This window comes from Sorangium sp. So ce362 (assembly GCF_051519845.1).
GTDB lineage: Bacteria > Myxococcota_A > Polyangia > Polyangiales > Polyangiaceae > Sorangium.
Genome location: NZ_CP150332.1, coordinates 10,617,523 through 10,635,374, shown reverse-complemented (window position 1 = coordinate 10,635,374; position 17,852 = coordinate 10,617,523). Strand labels below are relative to the sequence as shown.

The 17,852-nt window shown below is 72.7% G+C and carries 16 protein-coding genes; 9 read left to right on the top strand and 7 right to left on the bottom strand.

Features of this window, described 5'->3' with window-relative positions:
- The first annotated feature begins 104 nt into the window (after positions 1 to 104).
- The 3 genes from WMF17_RS40970 to WMF17_RS40960 all read left to right on the top strand — a co-directional run bounded on the left by WMF17_RS40970 (position 105) and on the right by WMF17_RS40960 (position 3,956).
- The gene (locus WMF17_RS40970; RefSeq protein WP_437646443.1) at positions 105 to 1,457 is read left to right on the top strand and encodes an RHS repeat domain-containing protein; all 1,353 of its coding nucleotides are present in this window, start codon (positions 105 to 107) and stop codon (positions 1,455 to 1,457) included.
- A gap of 9 nt (positions 1,458 to 1,466) precedes the next feature.
- A complete protein-coding gene (locus tag WMF17_RS40965) occupies positions 1,467 to 1,940 on the top strand; it encodes a hypothetical protein (protein ID WP_437646442.1) in 474 nt (157 codons plus the stop codon).
- A gap of 798 nt (positions 1,941 to 2,738) precedes the next feature.
- Positions 2,739 to 3,956, top strand: a complete 1,218-nt coding sequence (locus tag WMF17_RS40960; RefSeq protein ID WP_437646441.1) for an outer membrane protein assembly factor BamB family protein — start codon at positions 2,739 to 2,741, stop codon at positions 3,954 to 3,956.
- An 8-nt stretch (positions 3,957 to 3,964) separates the two neighbouring features.
- Here WMF17_RS40960 and WMF17_RS40955 read toward each other — a convergent pair whose 3' ends face one another.
- The 3 genes from WMF17_RS40955 to WMF17_RS40945 all read right to left on the bottom strand — a co-directional run bounded on the left by WMF17_RS40955 (position 3,965) and on the right by WMF17_RS40945 (position 9,911).
- Positions 3,965 to 4,321, bottom strand: coding sequence for a hypothetical protein (locus WMF17_RS40955; RefSeq protein WP_437646440.1), 357 nt, complete (start codon positions 4,319 to 4,321; stop codon positions 3,965 to 3,967).
- A gap of 80 nt (positions 4,322 to 4,401) precedes the next feature.
- Positions 4,402 to 7,110, bottom strand: a complete 2,709-nt coding sequence (locus tag WMF17_RS40950) for a diguanylate cyclase (protein ID WP_437646439.1) — start codon at positions 7,108 to 7,110, stop codon at positions 4,402 to 4,404.
- Between the two features lie 221 nt (positions 7,111 to 7,331).
- Positions 7,332 to 9,911: a PAS domain S-box protein gene (locus WMF17_RS40945; RefSeq protein ID WP_437646438.1), complete on the bottom strand. Its 2,580-nt coding sequence runs from the start codon at positions 9,909 to 9,911 to the stop codon at positions 7,332 to 7,334.
- Positions 9,912 to 10,188: 277 nt separating this feature from the next.
- Between WMF17_RS40945 and WMF17_RS40940 the strand changes: the two genes are divergently transcribed.
- The gene (locus WMF17_RS40940) at positions 10,189 to 11,730 is read left to right on the top strand and encodes an ATP-binding protein (RefSeq protein ID WP_437646437.1); all 1,542 of its coding nucleotides are present in this window, start codon (positions 10,189 to 10,191) and stop codon (positions 11,728 to 11,730) included.
- Between the two features lie 15 nt (positions 11,731 to 11,745).
- On the opposite strand, the gene WMF17_RS40935 is transcribed toward WMF17_RS40940, so the two are convergent.
- Positions 11,746 to 11,913 carry a hypothetical protein gene (locus WMF17_RS40935; RefSeq protein WP_437598929.1) on the bottom strand — a complete coding sequence of 56 codons (168 nt, stop codon included), beginning with the start codon at positions 11,911 to 11,913 and terminating at the stop codon, positions 11,746 to 11,748.
- A gap of 169 nt (positions 11,914 to 12,082) precedes the next feature.
- On the opposite strand from WMF17_RS40935, the gene WMF17_RS40930 reads away from it, so the two are divergent.
- Genes WMF17_RS40930 through WMF17_RS40920 form a run of 3 tightly spaced genes read left to right on the top strand, consistent with a single transcriptional unit; the run spans position 12,083 to position 13,516 of the window.
- Complete coding sequence (locus WMF17_RS40930) at positions 12,083 to 12,253, top strand: di-heme oxidoredictase family protein (RefSeq protein ID WP_437598928.1); 171 nt, start codon at positions 12,083 to 12,085, stop codon at positions 12,251 to 12,253.
- Between the two features lie 19 nt (positions 12,254 to 12,272).
- Complete coding sequence (locus WMF17_RS40925) at positions 12,273 to 12,902, top strand: DUF3501 family protein (RefSeq protein ID WP_437646436.1); 630 nt, start codon at positions 12,273 to 12,275, stop codon at positions 12,900 to 12,902.
- A gap of 11 nt (positions 12,903 to 12,913) precedes the next feature.
- Positions 12,914 to 13,516: a peroxiredoxin gene (locus tag WMF17_RS40920; RefSeq protein WP_437646435.1), complete on the top strand. Its 603-nt coding sequence runs from the start codon at positions 12,914 to 12,916 to the stop codon at positions 13,514 to 13,516.
- A gap of 95 nt (positions 13,517 to 13,611) precedes the next feature.
- Here the strand turns inward: WMF17_RS40920 and WMF17_RS40915 are convergent, their stop codons facing one another.
- The 3 genes from WMF17_RS40915 to WMF17_RS40905 are packed head-to-tail and all read right to left on the bottom strand — an operon-like array spanning position 13,612 to position 15,769.
- The gene (locus tag WMF17_RS40915) at positions 13,612 to 14,355 is read right to left on the bottom strand and encodes a SirB1 family protein (protein WP_437598924.1); all 744 of its coding nucleotides are present in this window, start codon (positions 14,353 to 14,355) and stop codon (positions 13,612 to 13,614) included.
- A gap of 46 nt (positions 14,356 to 14,401) precedes the next feature.
- Positions 14,402 to 15,211 carry a polysaccharide deacetylase family protein gene (locus tag WMF17_RS40910; protein ID WP_437598923.1) on the bottom strand — a complete coding sequence of 270 codons (810 nt, stop codon included), beginning with the start codon at positions 15,209 to 15,211 and terminating at the stop codon, positions 14,402 to 14,404.
- Positions 15,212 to 15,214: 3 nt separating this feature from the next.
- Positions 15,215 to 15,769: a hypothetical protein gene (locus tag WMF17_RS40905; RefSeq protein WP_437598922.1), complete on the bottom strand. Its 555-nt coding sequence runs from the start codon at positions 15,767 to 15,769 to the stop codon at positions 15,215 to 15,217.
- A gap of 193 nt (positions 15,770 to 15,962) precedes the next feature.
- Between WMF17_RS40905 and WMF17_RS40900 the strand changes: the two genes are divergently transcribed.
- Together WMF17_RS40900 and WMF17_RS40895 are read left to right on the top strand one after the other, a co-directional pair.
- Entirely contained in the window at positions 15,963 to 17,435 is a 1,473-nt protein-coding gene (locus WMF17_RS40900; protein WP_437598921.1) for an MBOAT family O-acyltransferase, read from the top strand.
- A 53-nt stretch (positions 17,436 to 17,488) separates the two neighbouring features.
- Positions 17,489 to 17,821, top strand: a complete 333-nt coding sequence (locus tag WMF17_RS40895; RefSeq protein ID WP_437646434.1) for a hypothetical protein — start codon at positions 17,489 to 17,491, stop codon at positions 17,819 to 17,821.
- The last annotated feature ends 31 nt before the right edge of the window (positions 17,822 to 17,852 follow it).

Below are 17,852 nucleotides of genomic sequence, written 5' to 3'. Positions count from 1 at the left end.
TGAGATCTCTACGATTATGACCTGGTGGGCAACGTCCGATCCGGGAGAGGACGTACCGCAACGAGTACCGCTACACCGGGCCTCGGCCGCACGAGGCGAACCAGGTGGACGAGCTCGTGGTGGCGGAGACACAGCCGCGGCTGCGGGAGCTGTTGTATGACGCGAACGGCAACCACAAGGAGTGGAAATACCGGGGCAGCCCGCAGCGCACGTTGAGCTGGGACGAAGACGGGCGGCTTGTGTCGGTGAGAGAGAACAACCAGGAGATGTCGCGGGCGCTGTACGACGGCGCCGGGGAGCGACGGGTGCACCTGCACCGGGTCGCCGGCGAGGAGGAGACGGCGTACGTCGACCAGCACCTCGTGGTGCGCAACGGGGTGGTGGCGACCAAGCACCTGTTCGCGGGGGAGACGCGGCTCGCGAGCAAGATCGACGCGGACTGGTTCCAGCGGCCGCCGGTGTTGTACTACCACCCGGACCACCTCGGGAGCACGCAGTACGTCACCGACCAGGACCAGCAGCTGAGCCAGCACGTCGAGTACCTGCCGAGCGGAGAGCTGTGGACCGACCAGACCGACTCGCAGTTCCAGAACAGGCAGCCGTACCTGTTCACCGGCAAGGAGCTCGACCTGTCGACGGGGCTCTACCACTATGGGGCGCGGAGCTATGAGCCGCGGCTCGGGGTGTGGATGAGCCCGGATCCGATCCTCGACCAGTACATGCGGGGGGCGCCGAATGGCGGGGTGTACGACCCGATTCACCTGGGGCTGTACACGTACACGCGGAACAACCCGCTGAGGTTCGTTGACCCGACGGGGCTGGCCGAGGAATGTGTTGACGGCGGTTGTCAGTCGTTCGTGGGGGCTGTGGACAGCCCAGAGCAGAGCATCGCTCCGGATGATACGATGTGCGCCTCTGGGGTCTGCGTAAGCAGCGGTCCCGCGGAGCGGCTCGCCTTTTACCAAGCGCAGGTTGCGAGAGAAGACCTGCCGCTGGAAACATCGGTGGTCGACCCGATCGATGCGGTGTTCATCGGGGGCACAGCCGTGACGCTGTTCAAGGCTGGGGGCACGGCCCTAGGTAAGATGGCCGCGCGGAAGGCCGCCGCGAAAGCGGAAGCCTTGGCAGCGAGGGGAGCACCGAAGCTGTTGCCTGCGTTTTCGCAGACAACCCGCGAGGCTGTACTTTCCAGCTCCCAGCTTGCAAAGGGAGCAACCACGCGAGGAGCATCGCTCTTGGAGAAGCGTGTGGCAGAGGGGGTGATCACAGGAATCAAGCCGACTCAGGCAAACGCGGTGCGTATTATTGAAGATGTGCTTGGGAACCCCCTCCGAACACAGGCAACAGGCCGGTTCGGACAGGTTGATGTGATAGGTCGCAGCTTCGGGCAGGAGGTCAGCATCCGCATCAACACGCAGACCGGAAATCTGATCGAGTTCCGTCGTGTTGACTTCTGAGGAAAAATCATGGCAGCTCATGGTTTGAGCAAATTATATAATACCATTGGTAAGCGGCTAATTCATGCCCGGCGCTTTGTGCTCGGTCTCGGTCGGACTAATGACGCATTCGGGCATGGCATAACAGAGCTTGTCTTCAGCGGCACGCTGCTCGTGGTGCGTCCAGGGTCCAATGAGGACTATCTCGTCATCGAGGATGGGCCGGTGGACCCGAGTGATCTGGACATGTCGTATTGGAGCGAGGTGAGCCTTACCAGCGAGTTTCACTGGGGGCCTCGCGGTCAGCTCGAGCACGTTGATGTTTTCGCAGCCGACTCGGAAGATGTTGCTCTTGTGTTCGAATTTAGCGGCGGCGAAGCGTTCTCGATTGTCTTGTGTGATGGGGACGTGGCGATCGGCCGACGTCTTGAGCTATTTGTCAGCGATCCGAACCATGTGCGACCCGAGTTTCAGGCGCGAATTCCGGGTGCTCCAGCTGAATAGCCTCGACGCCGGCCCGCTCGTGCGGGGTCGAAGGCGTTTCGGTTCGTTCGTCGTAACCTTGTGGAACACGCCAAGTTTCGATTTTATTGCTCCCGCCGTGTCTTTCGCGTGGCCAAAGTCAACGCCTTCAGGAGGACAATATTCTCGCATTCGTCGAGTGTCGGGGTTGGCCCCTCGTGGACACCTTAGATCACGGCCCGCGAATGCGATCATGTTCAACGATAGATGACTCTAATGAAACCCGTCGAGATGCATGTGAATCGCCGCCTGCGACAGCGGGGTCTGTCGAAGGGTAGTCGAAGGATGATTGACTGATGCCCTCAGTCGGGTGCAGCTGAACCTCGGCGCGCGGTTCGCGGCGGAGGAGCACTGGCCGGCCGGCGACTGGGGAGTGAACCTCGATCCGCTGGAGTACGCGTTCATGGGGAGCGGCGACGCGGTGGGCTTCCGGCGCTCGGAGAGCCACGACGGCAGCGTGTCGCTGCAGGTCTGTTACTTCGTCTGCGTCGGCGGGTCGGTGTACTACTCCGAGGGGACCGGGGCGTCGCACTTCGGTCCCGTCGGTCATCCGGACCGGCGCCCCGGGCAGCTCGCGCGCTGGCAGCTGCGCCGTCGCCGAAGAAGACGGCGCCGGCCGGCGAGAGGACGCCGCCGTCGCTCGGCGACGTCAAGACCGCGCGGAACCCGAGCGGGGGTAGCCCGCCGCACCCCTCATGCGCTGGCGTCGCCCCCGGCCGCCCCGACGCTTCCTTGCTCGGCCAACCGGAGCCGCGCTACGACCGCCGCAGGACATCTCGCATGCGACCCCCGCGCTCGCCCCGCGCCGCCGCCCGCGCCCGCGCGCTCGTCGTCGCGGCGGGCACGGCGCTGGCGGCGCTGTCCGTCGCCTGCGGCGGCGGACAGACGCAGGGCGAGGCCTTCGACCCGCGCTGGAAGGACGACGGCGGCGCCGGCATCGCGGCCTTCCAGCAGCGCTTCGCGGGCAGGCCCGTTCCCCTCGGCGCCGACGTGGCGGTCGGCGTCGTCGCGGGCTCAGGGGCGCGCCAGCTCGTCGGGGTGCCCCTCGGCGGCGGCCCGGCGTGGACCTTCACGCACCCGCTCGACGCGCGGCCGGCCGTCGCGGGGAGCGTCGTCGTCGGGCTCGGCCAGGGCGAGCTGTTCGCGCTCGACGCGCGCACAGGCCGGCTGCTCTGGACGCGGAGGGCCGGCGGCAGGCTCCGCGGCGCGGGCGACGACGGAGAGACCACCGTTGTGTCGCTCGTGTCGACCACCGGCACCCTGAGCGTGGTGCTCGCCATCGGCCACGACGGGATGGTGCAGCGCCAGATCGAGGACTCCGCCACCATCGGCGTGCCGGCCGTCGTGGGGCGCTACGCGTTCCTGCCCTGGCAGGGGCGGTACGTCACCGTCTTCGACCTGCAGACGGGCGGCGAGGTGGCGCGGGCGCTCGTCCGCACCGAGGTGAGCCGCGCCTTCCTGCTCGGCGGCGCCGTCTTCTTCGGCGGCGGCGCGGCGGCGACGCGCCTCGACGAGGCCATCGGGCTCGGCGCGGCCGGGCGCGCGTCGACGGCGCGGCTGCCAGCGCGCGAGCTGCCCGGGGCGCCGGTCTGGATGACCGACGGGACCGAGGTGCTCGCGCCCATCGGCTCGGCCGAGGACAGGGCGCGGCTCTATGCCCGCCCCCGCGCGTCCGGGCCGCCCGGCGTCGAGGCGGAGCGCTTCGCGGCGACGTACTACCGGGCCGCCGTCGGCCTCGACGCGCGCTCGGGCGAGCTCGCGTGGGCCCACGCGGGAGAGGCGGACTTCCTCGGCGGGGCGGCCTATGTCGGCGGCTTCGCGCTGTGCGACGCGCGCGGCGGGATCTCGTTCCTCGACGCGCGGCGCGGGGCCGTGGCGGGGCGCGCGTCGCTGGGCCGGCCGGTCCAGGCGTGCGTGGTGCAGGCCGACGGGCTCACCGCCGCGGCGCTCGCCGCGCAGCGCCCCGAGCGCCCCACGACCGCGCCCGACCCCCCGTGAAGCCGCCCTCAGCGGGGCTTCTCGTCCTTGTCCTCCGGGTCGACAGCGATGCGGAACCCGGGATCCTCCGGGGTGGGTCCGGTGGGCCGCGCCGCGGGGGCGTCGGGCCCGACGCCGCCCTCGGGGCGGTCCTCGCGTGGCGGCGCCGGCGGCGGCTCCTTGCTCAGCTCGGCGCCGAGCCGGCCGACCACGTTGGACGCCGCCCGCACGAGCTCGCGCCCGGCGTCGTCGATCGCCTTGCCGACGCTCGTGCGATCGATGTCCTTGCGCAGGTCCACGGCCGTCTTGCGCGCCGCGCGCCAGAGCAGGCTCAGCCCCTGCTTGAGATCCTCCTTCGGGTCGTCGCGATCCGGGTCCGAGCTCATCGCGCCTCCTTGGCTTCGCCTTGCCGCGCCGAGGTGGCTTATGTTCCCGCCGCGCTGGCGCCGCAAGCGGCGCGCCCCCCTCAGGCCGCGGTCTTCGGCTTGCTCGTGGGATCGACCTCACCGGGCGTCCTGGCCGGCGTCGGCGAAAGCGAGGCGGTCGCGGCGCGCTTCCCGCCGGGCGGTGCGCCGTCGTGCCCCGCGGGCGCCGGGCCGCCGCCCGCCGCAGACGGCCTGCGCTGCGGCGTGCTCGCCGGCGCCGGTGGCCTGACCGTCGTGCTCGCCGGCGCCGGTGGCCTGACCGTCGTGCTCGCCGGCGCCGGTGGCCTGACCGTCGTGCTCGCCGGCGGGGGCCTGCTCGTCGTGCTCGCCGGGGCCGGTGGCCTGACCGTCGTGCTCGCCGGCGGGGGCCTGCTCGTCGTGCTCGCCGACGCCGGCGGCCTGACCGTCGTGCTCGCCGCCGGTGGCCTGGCCGTCGTGCTCGCCGACGCCGGGGGCCTGACCGTCGTGCTCGCCGACGCCGGGGGCCTGGCCGTCGTGCTCGCCGACGCCGGGGGCCTGGCCGTCGTGCTCGCCGCCGGGGGCCTGGCCGTCGTGCTCGCCTCCGCCGCGGGCATCGCCGGCGCTGTCGCCTCGGCCGCGGGTGGGTGCCCGCTGCCCGACCGGATCGCCGGCGACCACGCCGTGGAGCGGTTCCGGCCCGACCGCTTCGAGACGTAGAGCGACTCGTCCGCGGCCTTGAAGAGCTCCTCCCACGTGCTGCCCGCCTCGGGGTAGGTGGCGATCCCGATCGAGCAGGTGACCTGGCACTGCACCGGGCCGCCGCTCCCGGCCGCGTGGAACGTCGTCCGCTCGAGCTCCTCGCGCACGCGCTCGGCGAGCAGCATCGCGCCGCGCGCGTCCGTCTCCTCGCAGATCACCACGAACTCCTCGCCGCCGAAGCGCGCGACCGCGTCGGTCGTGCGCTTCGCGCGCCGGAGCACGTCGCCGAGCCCCTTGATGATCACGTCGCCCACGTCGTGGCCGTACGTGTCGTTCACCTTCTTGAAGTGGTCGATGTCGGTCACGAGCACCGAGAGCCGCCGCGAGAACCGCCGCGCCGCCGTGATCTTCTGGTCGGCCACCTCGAGCATCGCCCGCTTGTTGAGCAGCCCGGTGAGCCCGTCCATCGTCGCGAGCTCCTCGAGGCGCCGCATCATCCGCGCGTTCGAGAGCGACACGGCCATGTGGCTCGCGAGGACCTCGAGCGTGCTCCGCACCGAGTCGGTGAAGGCCGCGCGCCGCCGCGAGCCGAGGACCAGCGTGCCGAGCGGCCGGTCGTGCACGACCAGCGGGAGCACGATGATCGACGGCATCGACGGCGGCGTCACGCGGCGGGTGAAGACGATCTGCCGCTTCTCGTCGTACTCGCCGCGGTACGGCAGCGGGTGCCGGTTCTGCAGCACCATCGAGACGAGCCCGGCGTTGTGGCGGAAGCGCTGCCCGGTCAGCTCGGCGACCCCGTCGCCGCTCACGGCGCGGATCTCGTGGACCTTCTGCGCCTCGTCGTACAGCGTGACCGCCGCGAAATCGACCGACGTGATCTCGCGGGCGCTCGTGACGCCCGCCTCGATGACGCCGGGCTCCGTGGTGGCGGCGCCGAGCGCCTCGGCGGCGCGGTAGAGCTTGCCCTGCTCCACCTTGGCGCGCTCGAGCTGGACGAAGACGCGCTCGTTCTGGATGGCGCGCACGGCGTAGCGGCACGCCTCGTCGATGAGCTCGAGCTCCCGCGGCGAGAACGGCCGGTCCTCGACGCGATCGACGACGAGCACGCCGCGGAGCTTGCCGTGCTCGAACACCGGCAGCGCGCAGACGGCGCGCACCGGGGAGGGGCCGACGTAGTAGGGGATCTTGTAGCCGGGCTTGAGGCCCCCGATGACGACCGGCGCGCGCTGCGTGATCGCCGCGCCGAAGACGCCGTCGCCCGAGAGGAACGGGCCCTCCGAGAGGTTCGGGGCGTCGCTCGCGAGCTCGCTGATGCGCAGGTGCGTGCCGGCGTCGTTCTGCCAGAGGAGCATCGCGGTGTAGAGGTCCAGCGACTCGCGCAGGAGGCGGAGCGCGAAGAGCACCGACTGGTGGATCTCCTCGACGCCGGAGCGGGCGAGCCGCTCGTCGTCGCCCTTCTGGGCCACGCCGCGCGCCTGGGCCGGGGCGGAGAGCAGGCGGTAGCTGCGCGCGTCGTCGCGGAGCCGCTCGATCTCGGCCTGGAGGCGGGTGTGGGAGGCCTTCCGGACGCGGCTGATCTCGGCGCGGAGGACGGCCGCGTTCAGCAGCGAGAAGACGGCCATGAAGCCGATGTGCGGCGCGGCGGCGCCCCAGGCGATCGGCGCGCCGCGCGCGGCCATGGCCGAGCGGACGGCGATCTCGAGGGCGGCGGCGGCGATCGCGACGAGGAGCGACGCCGCGGGGCGGGCGAAGGCGCTCACGAGGGCGATGACGACGTAGAGGGCGGCGTGGGCGTCGCCGTCGAGCGAGCCGTCGAGGCGGAGGACCGCGGCGAACGTCGCGACGACGAGGAGGGCGCCGACCTCGAGGTCGAGCAGCGCGCTCGCCTCGATGGCGGCCGCGCGCCGCCACGCCCGCTGGACGAGCGCCGCGACCAGCACGAGCAGCGCCGCCGCGGCCGCGACCTGCGGCAGGCGCTTGGCCGCGTCGAGGACCACGAGCCCTCCGAGGGCCAGGGCGCACGCGAGCGGCGCCGCGTTGCGCGCGATACGGCGGGCGGTGAGCACGGCGAGCACCAGGTTGGCCATGGGCTCGCATGCGGCTACCAGAGGCCGATCCCGAGGGCCCAGTTCTCGGCTGCGGGCGGTCGGCCGGCAGGGGGAAACGGGCGAGAGCCGGGGACAAGGTGCGTCCTTGAGCGTGTGGGTCGTCGAGAGCGGAGCACGAGCGTGATCGGCGTGGGTCGTCCGCTGGAAGGCCGCGCGGGAGGTCGCAATCGTGCGCCGACCCACCAACGATTCGCCTCTGTCTACCCGCCCTCCGGCCCCGGCGCCGGCGGCATGCCGCCCTCCGCCGGCGCGCCGGCCCCCGCGACGGCGCGGGGCAGCTCGACCGAGAAGGTCGCGCCGCGCCCCGGCGCGCTCTCCACCCGCACGGCGCCCCCGTGCTGCTCCACGATGAGCCGCACGATCCAGAGGCCGAGGCCGAACCCGCCGTAGTGCATCACCGACGCCGCGCGCTGGAACCGCTCGAAGATGCGCGCCTGGTCGCCGGTCGCGATGCCGATGCCTCGATCCTGCACGTCGAACCGGATCCGCTCCGCGTCGGCCTCGACGTGCACGTCGATGGGGGCGCCGGCGCCGTACTTCACGGCGTTCGACAGGAGGTTCGTGACCACCTGCTCCATGCGGGCGCGATCCCAGCGCACGAGGACCTCCGGGCTCCCGAGCAGCCGGATGGACGAGCCCCGGCGCGCCACCTCCTCGAACCGCTCGATGCTCTCGCGGAGCAGCGCCACGAGGTCGAAGTCCTCGACGTGGAGCGGCAGGCCCCGCGCCGAGATCCGGGAGACGTCGAGCAGCTCATTCACGAGATCGCTCAGCCGGAAGACGCTCCGGTGGATGGTCGAGAGCTTGGCGTCGAGCCGCGCCGTGTCCTGGGGGAACTGGCCGAGCCGGATCGCCCGGCGGAGGCTCTCCACCTGGAGGAGGAGCGCGGTGAGCGGCGTCTTGAGCTCGTGCGACGCGATGGAGAGGAACTCGTCGCGCACCTGGACCGCCTCCTGGAGGCTCCGGAGCAGCCGCTCGCGCTCCTCCTCCAGCCGGAGCTGCTCCGTCTCGTCGCGGGTGTTCATCACCGCGCCGGCGGGCGCGCCGTCCGCGCGGCGCAGCGGGGACGCGCTCGCGGAGAGGACGCGCGCCAGGCCGTCCGGCCGCCGGACCTGCCAGCGGACGCTCTCCACCTTCTCGCCGTGCAGGGCGCGGTGGAGCGGCGTCTCCGCGGCGGACATCGGGGCGCCCTCCGGCGTGGAGATGCCCGTCGCCCGCGCCCACGCGTCCAGCGGGAGCTCCGTCGCCGGCCCGAGCTGCCGCTCGGCCTCCGGGTTCATCAGGCGGACGACGCCGTGCTCGTCCACCATGACGATCCCGTCGCCGCTCTGCTCGATGATGCGCCGCAGGACGGCGTACTCGGCGGCGCGCCTGGCCTCGCTCTCCTGGAGCGCCTCCTCGGCGCGCTTGCGCTCGATCCCCTGGGCGACCATGTCGGCGATCGTCCCGAGCGCCTCGAGCACCTGCTCGTGCAGGGGGCTCCGCGCGAACATCGCCATGACGCCGATGAGTCGATCCTCGACGACCAAGGGGTAGCCGGCGAAGGACACCATGCCCTCGCGCCGCGCCCAGTCCTTCTCGCTCACCTGGGGGTCGTGCAGGACGTCGTTCGTCATGTGCGGCCGGAGCTCGCTCGCGATGCGGCCGATCTTGTAGCTGCCCACGGGGATGCGGCTGTGGCGCCCGTCGAGGTGCGTGTACATCCCCGCGCTCGCGTGGAGCTCCAGCACCTGCTCGCGCTCGTCGAGCAGCCAGATGCGGGCGAACGCCGCGCCGAGGTGTCCCCGGATCGCCTCGGCTCCGCGCTGCAGGAGCTCGCGCATCGTGCCGGGGTGGGACAGCGCCGCGCCCACCTCGGCCCGGAGCGCGCTCATGAGCGCCTGGGCGGCGAGCAGCTGCTCGCTCCGCTTCCGCTCGGTGATGTCGACGAACGTGATGATGGCGCCGACGGTCTCGCCTTGCCGGCGGACGGGGCGGGACCAGCACTCGACGGGGAAGGTCGTCCCGTCCGCGCGAAAGAGCAGCTCGCCGGCGAGGTGCGTGGGCTCGCCGCTCCGGAGCGTGTGGCAGATCCGGCACTCCGACTCGGGCAGCGGCGCGCCGCTCTCGCGCGTGTGGTGGACGAGCTGGTGCATGGTGCGCCCGGCGAGCTCCGCCTCGTCGCGGTACCCGAGCAGCCGCACGCAGGCCCCGTTGGCGAACGTGCACCGGCCCGCGCGATCGAGCCCATAGATCCCCTGCTCGGTCGACTCGAGCAGCGCCTGCGCCCGCTCCTCGCTCTCGCGGAGCGCCTCCTCCGCGACCTTCGCCCGCGTCACGTTGGTGGAGAGGCCGCGGGCGACGGGCACCCTGCCGGCGGGGGCGTCGCGGCGGGCGAGCTCGCTGCTCAGCCACACCGTGCGGCCGTCCGCGGCGATGAAGCGGTGCTCGATGCGCTCGGTCCCCCCCTCCGCGAGGACCTTGCGCGCGATGGCGAGCAGCCGCGGGCGGTCTTCCGGGTGCTGCTGTCGCCAGAAGAGCCGGTCATCGGCCGCCCAGCGCTCGGCGGCGTGCCCGAACAGCTCCCTCGCCGGCGCGCGCACCACCGACAGCTCGAGCGCGTCGCCGGAGACCTCCCAGGCCAGCGCGTCCAGCGCGCCGAGGAGCGCCGGCGTCCACGCGTCCTCGGCCGGCGTGCCCGGCTCGTCCTCGGCGCGCGCCGGGCCCTGATGGTCTGAGACCGGTTGCTCCCGAGGCCCGTTCCTCGTCTGATCCTGGACGTCGCTCGCTGGACAGCCCACGTGTCAGGCTAGCATGGGCGCCGCAGCGCGCCGGTGCGGCGGCCGCTCCCGGAGCCTGCGCAGGTCTCCCTCGGCGCACGGCAGATCTGGCCGGGGCTCCGTCGCGGCGGGCGGGCGGCGGGCGGCGGGCGGCGGGCGGGCGGCGATCGACAGCCCAGCTCACCCGGGCGGCACCGCGCCGGATCTCCCCGCGGCGCGCGTGCGGCGTGGATCCGCGCCTGCCGGGTGCGATCGGGGGCGACCTGGGCGAGGATGGCGCCGAGGGGCAGGGACACACGTGCGGCTCGGGATCCGGCTTCAGCTCTTGTTCGCGCTCGGCGCGCTGCTCGTGCTCGCGTTCGTGCCGCTCTTCTTCGCCGTCGCGAACCTCACGCGGGCCACGATGGGCGGCGCGCGCGCGTCGAGCGCCCGCGCGATCGGCCGCGCGATCGCCGGGCACGTCGCCGCGGCGCGGGTGAGCCGGTCCGCGCCGGAGCTCTCGCTGCTGCTCGAGGCGCAGCTCGGGCCGGATGGAGCGTCGGCGATCGGCGTCTACGACGCGGCGGGCGCGCTCGTCGACCGCGCCGGCGAGCCGGAGGCGGCGGCGGCGCTGCCGGCCTCCGTCGAGGCGGGCGCGGAGGTGCTGAGGGCGGCGCGCACCGCGCGGGGCGGCGCGATCCTGGTCATCGTCCCGGAGCAAGCGCGCGAGGCGGCGCCGCGCGCGGATCCGGCGCGCGCGCCGGAGGCCGACGCCGCGCGGCCGCCGCAGGTGGGCTCCGTGGCCGTGCTTGTGCCGACCGACCCGTCGACGGTGCCCGCCGCGCCGCTCGTCCGGATCGTGGCGCTCTACACGGGGGTGGTGGCGCTGGCGCTGCTCGTGTTCGCGTACATCGCGATGACGCGCCTCGTGGTGCGGCCGGTCGACGCGCTGTCGGAGGCCGCGCGCCGCGTGGCCGGCGGGGCGCGCGACCTCGAGGTGCCGCGGGCCGGCGCGCGGGAGCTCGGGGAGCTCGGGGCGAGCCTCGCGCTCATGACGGGCCGCCTCCGGGCGGACGAGGAGTCGCTGCGGGCGAAGATCGCGGAGGTCGAGCGCTACGCGGCGGACCTGAAGAGCGCGCAGGAGCGGCTGGTCCGCTCGGAGCGGCTCGCGTCCGTGGGGCGGCTGGCGGCGGGGCTCGCGCACGAGATCGGCAACCCGATCGCGGCGATCCTCGGCTTCCAGGAGCTGCTGCTGGCCGGGGGCCTCACGCCGGACGAGGAGCGCGAGTTCGTCGAGCGGATGAAGCGCGAGACGGAGCGCATCCACAAGATCCTGCGCGACCTGCTCGACTTCGCGCGGCCGGCGGCGCGCGGCGCGGAGCAGGCCGGGGAGGAGCCCTCCGGCTCGGTGGCGGAGGCGATCGAGGACGTCGTCTCGCTCGTGGCGCCGCAGAGGGAGTTCCGCGCGGTCGAGCTCCTGCGGGACGTCGCGCCCGACGTGCCGCCCGTCCCGCTGTCGCACGGGCGGCTCGTGCAGGTGCTCCTGAACCTGCTCCTGAACGCGGCCGACGCGGTGCCGCGCGCCGGGGGGCGCGTGGTGGTGCGCGCGTCGCGGGGCGCGGGCGGAGGGGCGCGGATCGAGGTCGAGGACAACGGGCCGGGGATCGCCGAGGCGGTGCGCGAGACGCTGTTCGAGCCGTTCATCACGACCAAGGAGGTCGGCGAGGGGACGGGGCTCGGGCTCGCTGTGTGCCGCGGGCTCATCGAGGTCGCGGGCGGCTCGATCGGGGTCGAGCCAGGGGCCGACGGCGGGGCGCGGTTCGTTGTGCTGCTGCCGGGGGTGGGGCCGCGCGGAGGGTGACGCGGCGGGAGAGCGCTACGCCTCGACGGCGCCAGGGATCCACCACGAGGCGACCGCGAGCTCTCCGTGGAAGGGCGGCAGCACGAGGCCGTGCAGGCAGAGCCTGACCGCGCGGCGGTGGCGCTTCTGGTCCAGCTCCTTCCGCAGCTCCTCCAGACGTCTCGGAGACGTCAGGGCCTTCACGACCCACCTCCGCGCGGCCGGCAGGTCGGCCCGGTCGGCCTTTTTTTGAAAATGAAAGTGAATTTCATTTACATCCTGAAGGGGCCAGTGCTACTCCGGATGTCCCGTCGAGCCTCGCTCGCCGGGACATCCGGGGATTGAGGCAGGATGACCAGGAGCTTCTTGGCGTGTGCGCTGGTGCCGACTCTGGTGCTCGCTGGGAGCGCACCGCGCCCGGAGAGCCGCTGAGGCCGTCCTCTGGCACGGCCATGGCGGCGAGGCCGAACCCTCGCGCGAGGCGTTCCGCGCGCTCCCTGCCGCCGATCGCGCCTCCGTGCTCGTTTTCGTGAGCTCGCTCTGAGCCGGGATGAGGTGATTCGATGACCCCTGTCTTCGCCGCCGCAGATCTCCTCTCCACCGACGCCTACGGCATCGTGCGCGCCAGGTACCGTGGCCGCATCATCGAGCTGAAGCGCCGGCGCCGCGTGGCCGTCGGGCTCCACGTCTCGGTCCTGTTCGAGTCGCGCGAGACGGTCCTCTACCACATCCAGGAGATGCTCTGGCTCGAGCGCCCCGTGAGGCCCGAGCGCGTCGAGGAGGAGGTCGCGGAGTACGACCGCCTCATCCCGAGGGCCGGTGAGATCACCGCCACGCTCATGATCCAGGGCGGCCCCTGGGTCGCGGGTCAGGCCCTGATCGAGGGGCTCGTCGCGGGGCAAGCCGTGGTGCTGCTGATGCTCGGCGAGCGAAGGGTCGCCGCCGAGCTGCTCTCCCCCGTGCACGACCCCTCTTGCCCCGTGCAATACCTGCGGTTCCCGCTCGACCGCGACGCCGCCCGCGCGCTGCTCGAGCGGAGCGTGGATGTCCACCTGGGCGTCCACTACGCGGGCGAGATCGAGACCGTCGCGCTCCCGCGCGAGACGGTGGACGAGCTTGCCCTGGGCCTCGGCGCGGACAGCGCGCCGGCCGCCCGCGCTCCGATGCTGTCGTCTGTCGCCGATCTTCGATGAAAGGAATGGATATGACCGTGCTGGTGGGGAAAAAAGCCCCTGATTTCTCCTGCGCCGCTGTCCTGCCGGACGGCTCGATCACCGCCGCGTTCCGCTTCTCGAAGGCCATCGAGTCGAGATATGGTCTCCTCGTATTCTATCCCCTCGACTTCACCTTCGTCTGCCCCTCGGAGCTGATCGCGCTCGACCACCGGGTCGAGGCGTTCCGCGAGCGCAACGTCGAGGTCATCGGGGTCTCGATCGACTCTGAATACACGCACCACGCCTGGCGCGAGACCCCCGTGGAGCGCGGCGGCATCGGGCCGGTCCGCTTCACCCTGGCGGCCGACGTGAAGCACGAGATCTGCCGCGCCTACGGCGTCGAGAACGACGACGGCGTGGCCCTTCGCGCGGCGTTCCTCGTCGACCGGGACGGCGTCGTGCGCTCCGCGATCGTCAATGACCTGCCGCTCGGGCGCGACATGGACGAGCTGATCCGGCTGGTCGATGCGCTCCAGTTTCACGAGCAGCACGGCGAGGTCTGCCCGGCCGGATGGCGGAGAGGCGAGCGTGGCATGACGGCCTCGACCGCGGGTGTGGCCGCCTATCTCTCCGAGCACGCCGAGCAGCTCTGACCGGCTGCGGGGTCGGGTCTGTCATGCCCCTGCGCACGGGGCGCCACGCGCCCATGAGCGCCTGCGGCTCCCCGTCCTCCCGCCCCGTCGCCCCGTCAGTTCACCCCGCGCCCCAGCGTCGGCCACGGCCGCTCGCCGCCGAGCTGATCGAGCTCCTTGCGCAGCTCCTCGGTCGGCGCGAGCACCTGGATCCGCTCGAGCACGCCGCGCAGCCGCGCCGCGTCCGAGCGGCTCGAGTAGATCGAGCGCAGGTTGTTCAGCATGCGCACGAGGATCTGCCGCTTCTGCGCCGGCACCAGCAGCCGCGGGTCCGGTTCGCTCTTGGCGCCGGTGGTGCGGGTGTGCAGCGCGCGCAGGTCGTCCCGGCCGAGCAGGCGGCCCTCGAACGGATCGATGAGCAGCATGCCGCCGCGGACCGGCGTCCTCACCAGGAAGTGACCCGGGAACGAGACGCCCTGCGCATCCAGGCCCGCCCGCCAGCACACCTCGAGGAGCACGACGGCCAGCGTGATGGGGATGCCCGTCCGGCGATCCAGGACCTCGTGCAGGTAGCTGTTCTTCGGGTCGTAGTAGTCCCCCGCGTTCCCGTGGAACCCGAGCTCGCCGTAGAACCAGCGGAGCAGCTGCTCGCTCGGGCCGCTGCCAGGCGTCGCCTCGGCGGCGCGCAGGGGGCGCTCGAGCGCGCGGCGCGCCTCGCCGCCGAGCTGGTCGAGCACGCCGAGGTAGCGGGGGATGTCGAGCCCCGGGTACGCGGCGTCGTCGATGAGGAGCGCCGCCTCGGCGAGGTCGAGCTCGTCCTCCGGTCTGGCGACGATATGCGCAAAAAGCGTCAGACTCACCGGCGCAGCCATCGGACGGAGCGTAGCGCCACCTGAGCGAAATGGTCTAGGGCGGCGCGTCGTCCCCGGCGCCTTCGTCGAGCCAGGCGTCGACGCGGACCCCGACCAGGTTGCGCTGGCTCATCGCCGCGAGGATGCGCGGGAGCGCCGCGACCCCCGCGGGCGCGTGGTCGTCGCGCTCGGCCGCATCGTGGAGCAGCACGATGGCCCCGTCGCGGAGCCCCGGGATGACCCGGGCCGCCACCGCCTCGGGGGTCGCCCCGGCGAGCCCGTCGAACCCCCGCGCCGACCAGCCGATTACGTCGAGGTCGAGCGCGTCGACCACGCGGGCCATGCGCGGGCTCGTGTGGCCGACAGGCGGCCTGAACAGCGCGGGGCGGGCGCCGGTGATCCGCTCGATGACGTCGAGGCCCCGCCGGAGGTCGCGCTCGACGTAGCGGGCCGAGCGCAGCGAGAAGAGCCGGTCGTGCGCGTGGCTGTGCAGCGCGACGGCGTGGCCCCGCGCCGCGATCTCGCGGACGAGCTCCGGGTGGGCCTCGGCCTTGCGGCCGATGACGAAGAACGTCGCCTTCACGCCCGCCTCGTCCAGCAGCGCGAGGACCCGCGGCGTGTGCTCCGGGCTCGGCCCGTCGTCGAACGTCAGCGCGACGCCCCGCGCGCCGGGCGGGCCGCGCTTCACCACGTCGACGAACATGCCGAGCCCGAGGAAGAAGACCCCGCACAGGACGAGCGCCAGGTACCCGACGGCCGCCGCGCAGGCGACCGCGATGGACACCGGCGCGACGAGCAGCGACCGCGCGACAAGCGCGAGCGCGCCGAGCGAGGCCGCATAGAGGAGCGCCCGCGCGACAGGCACAGGCTACTTCTTCGAGCGCTTCTTCTCGGGCTCGACGTCGACGTCGTCGTCGACGTCGACGGCCGCGGCGGACGCCGCGATGCGCTTGTTGTTGCCCGCCGCCTTCACCTCCGGCGTCGCGCCCGGCTTCTCCTCGTCCGACGGGCCGTTGTCGGCCTCGTAGAAGCCGCCGAGCAGCGCGGCGATCGCGGCGAGCGACGTGATCGCGAGGCCGCCGAACGTGCCGGCGCTCCCCGCGGCCTCGCCGAGCGACAGGTTCGCGCCCCCGAGCTCGCCGAGCGGCACCGGCACCGGGAAGGTCAGCCACCGGCGCGCGGCGTACATCAGGCCGACGCCGAGCAGCGCCCCGACGAAGGCCTTCATCCCCGCCTCGATCTTCGCGTCCTTGGCCCAGATGGGCTTGCCCGCGACGAGCCCCACCAGGACCCCGGCAAGCGCCGCGGCCACGTAGGCGACGATCGCGATGGGCGCCGCGAAGCCGAGCTTGGCCAGCCCGAACCCCAGCAAGCCCCCCACGATGAGCCCCTTCACAACCCCGAGGATCAGGCGACCCAGCATCGGCTCCATCCTTGGCACGACGCGGGGCCCCGTTCAACATCGCGTCGCGCCGCAAGCTCAACCGCGCGGCGCGCCCCGTGGTAGACGGCGCTCCGCCGCCCGGGCGCCCGGGTAGCCCGCCCTGCGACAACGCGCTCGGCCCTGCCGCGCGCCGCGCCCCCTGGCCCCCGCCTGACCCGGGATCCGACCGGCCGTGCTCTTCAATACCCTCCGCTACGCCGAGTTCTTCGCCGCCGTCTTCGTTGGATCGTGGGCGCTCGTGCGGTTCGCCGGCATCCGGGCGCGCCTCGTGTTCCTGCTCCTCGTGAGCTACGGCTTCTACGCGGCCTGGGACTGGCGCTACCTGCCGCTCATCTTCGCCTCGTCCACCGTCGATTTCCTGCTCGCCCGCGCGATCGCCCGCGAGCCGAGGCCCCGGGCGCGGCGCGCGATGCTCATCGCCACCGTGGCGCTGAACCTCGGGTTCCTGGGGTTCTTCAAGTACTGGAACTTCGCGATCGAGAACGTCGAGGCGCTGCGCGCCCTGCTCACGGGCGAGCCGGCGAGCGTCGGTCACGCGTTCCGGGTGCTCCTGCCGCCGGTGGGCATCTCGTTCTTCACGTTCGAGTCGATGAGCTACGTCATCGACGTGTACCGGGGCGAGCTCCCGCCCCACAAGAGCTACCTCCGCTACCTGCTCTTCGTCGCCTTCTTCCCGCACCTCGTCGCCGGCCCCATCGTGCGCCCGCGCGACCTGCTCCCGCAGTTCGAGCGCGCCCCGAGCCTCACCCGCGACGAGAGCGGCGAGGGGCTGTTCCTCGTCGCGCTCGGCCTCGTGAAGAAGGTCGTCCTCTCGGACCAGCTCGCGCTCAACCTCGTCGACCGCGTCTTCGAGCGCCCGGAGAACTACTCGGCCCTGGAGGTCCTCGCGGGCGTCTACGGCTACGCCGCGCAGATCTACTGCGATTTCTCGGGCTACACCGACATCGCGATCGGCTCGGCGCTGCTGCTCGGGGTGCGGTTCCCGAAGAACTTCGACGCGCCGTACAAGGCCCGGAACCTCGCCGATTTCTGGCGCCGCTGGCACATCTCGCTCTCCACGTGGCTCCGCGACTACCTGTACATCCCGCTCGGCGGCAACCGCGGCTCGGAGCTCGCGACGTACCGCAACCTGATGATCACGATGCTGCTCGGCGGCCTCTGGCACGGGGCGTCGTGGAGCTTCGTCTTCTGGGGCTTCCTCCACGGCCTGGGCCTCGCCGTGACGCGCGCCTTCCAGCGCGCCGTGGACCGCCGCCGCCCGGGCGGCGAGGGCGCGCGCGAGGGGTCGACGGCGTCGCGCGCGCGCTCGTTCCCGGTCCACGTGCTGTGCGTGCTGCTGACGTTCCACTACGTCTGCTTCGCGTGGATCTTCTTCCGCGTGCCGACCTTCTCGCAGGCCGTGCTCATCCTGCGGCAGATCGGCACGCTGACGACCTTCCACCCGAACCTGCCGCCCGCGCTCGTCGCGCTCCTCGGGGTCGCGCTCCTGTCCCACTACGTGCCGGAGCGCCTCTACGAGCGCGCCCGCGGCGCCTTCGTCGCGGCGCCGGCGCCGCTCCAGGGCGCGCTGCTGTTCCTCGTCGCGGTCGGACTCCACGAGGCGGCGAGCGCGGCCGCCGTGCCGTTCGTGTACTTCCAGTTCTGATCCGTGGTTCATTTCTGGGGATTTCAGGCGGATCGGTGGATTACGCTCAGGCCGTGCGCCCTTCTTCCGTCGCCGCCCTCGTCCCCTTCGCCGCCCTTCTCGCCGGCGCGCTCTCGCCAGCGTGCAGCGTGGCCAACGTGCCGTCGAACGCGATGCCGATGGTCCGGGCGCGCGCCACGTCCGACCTCGACTGCGCCGACAAGGACGTCCGCATCGAGGAGCAGATCGGCGGCCAGTTCAAGGCCGTCGGCTGTGGCCGCAAGGCGTACTACCGGGCCGCGTGCGAGGCGCTCCGCTGCGTGGTGAGCGGCGAGGGCGAGGCGGCCGTCCCCTGGAGAGACCGCCCGGAGCCCATGGAGGTCGACCGGGACCGGAACCGGCGGTAGGCCGCGCCGCGCCGGCCGATCCCGTGTTTTC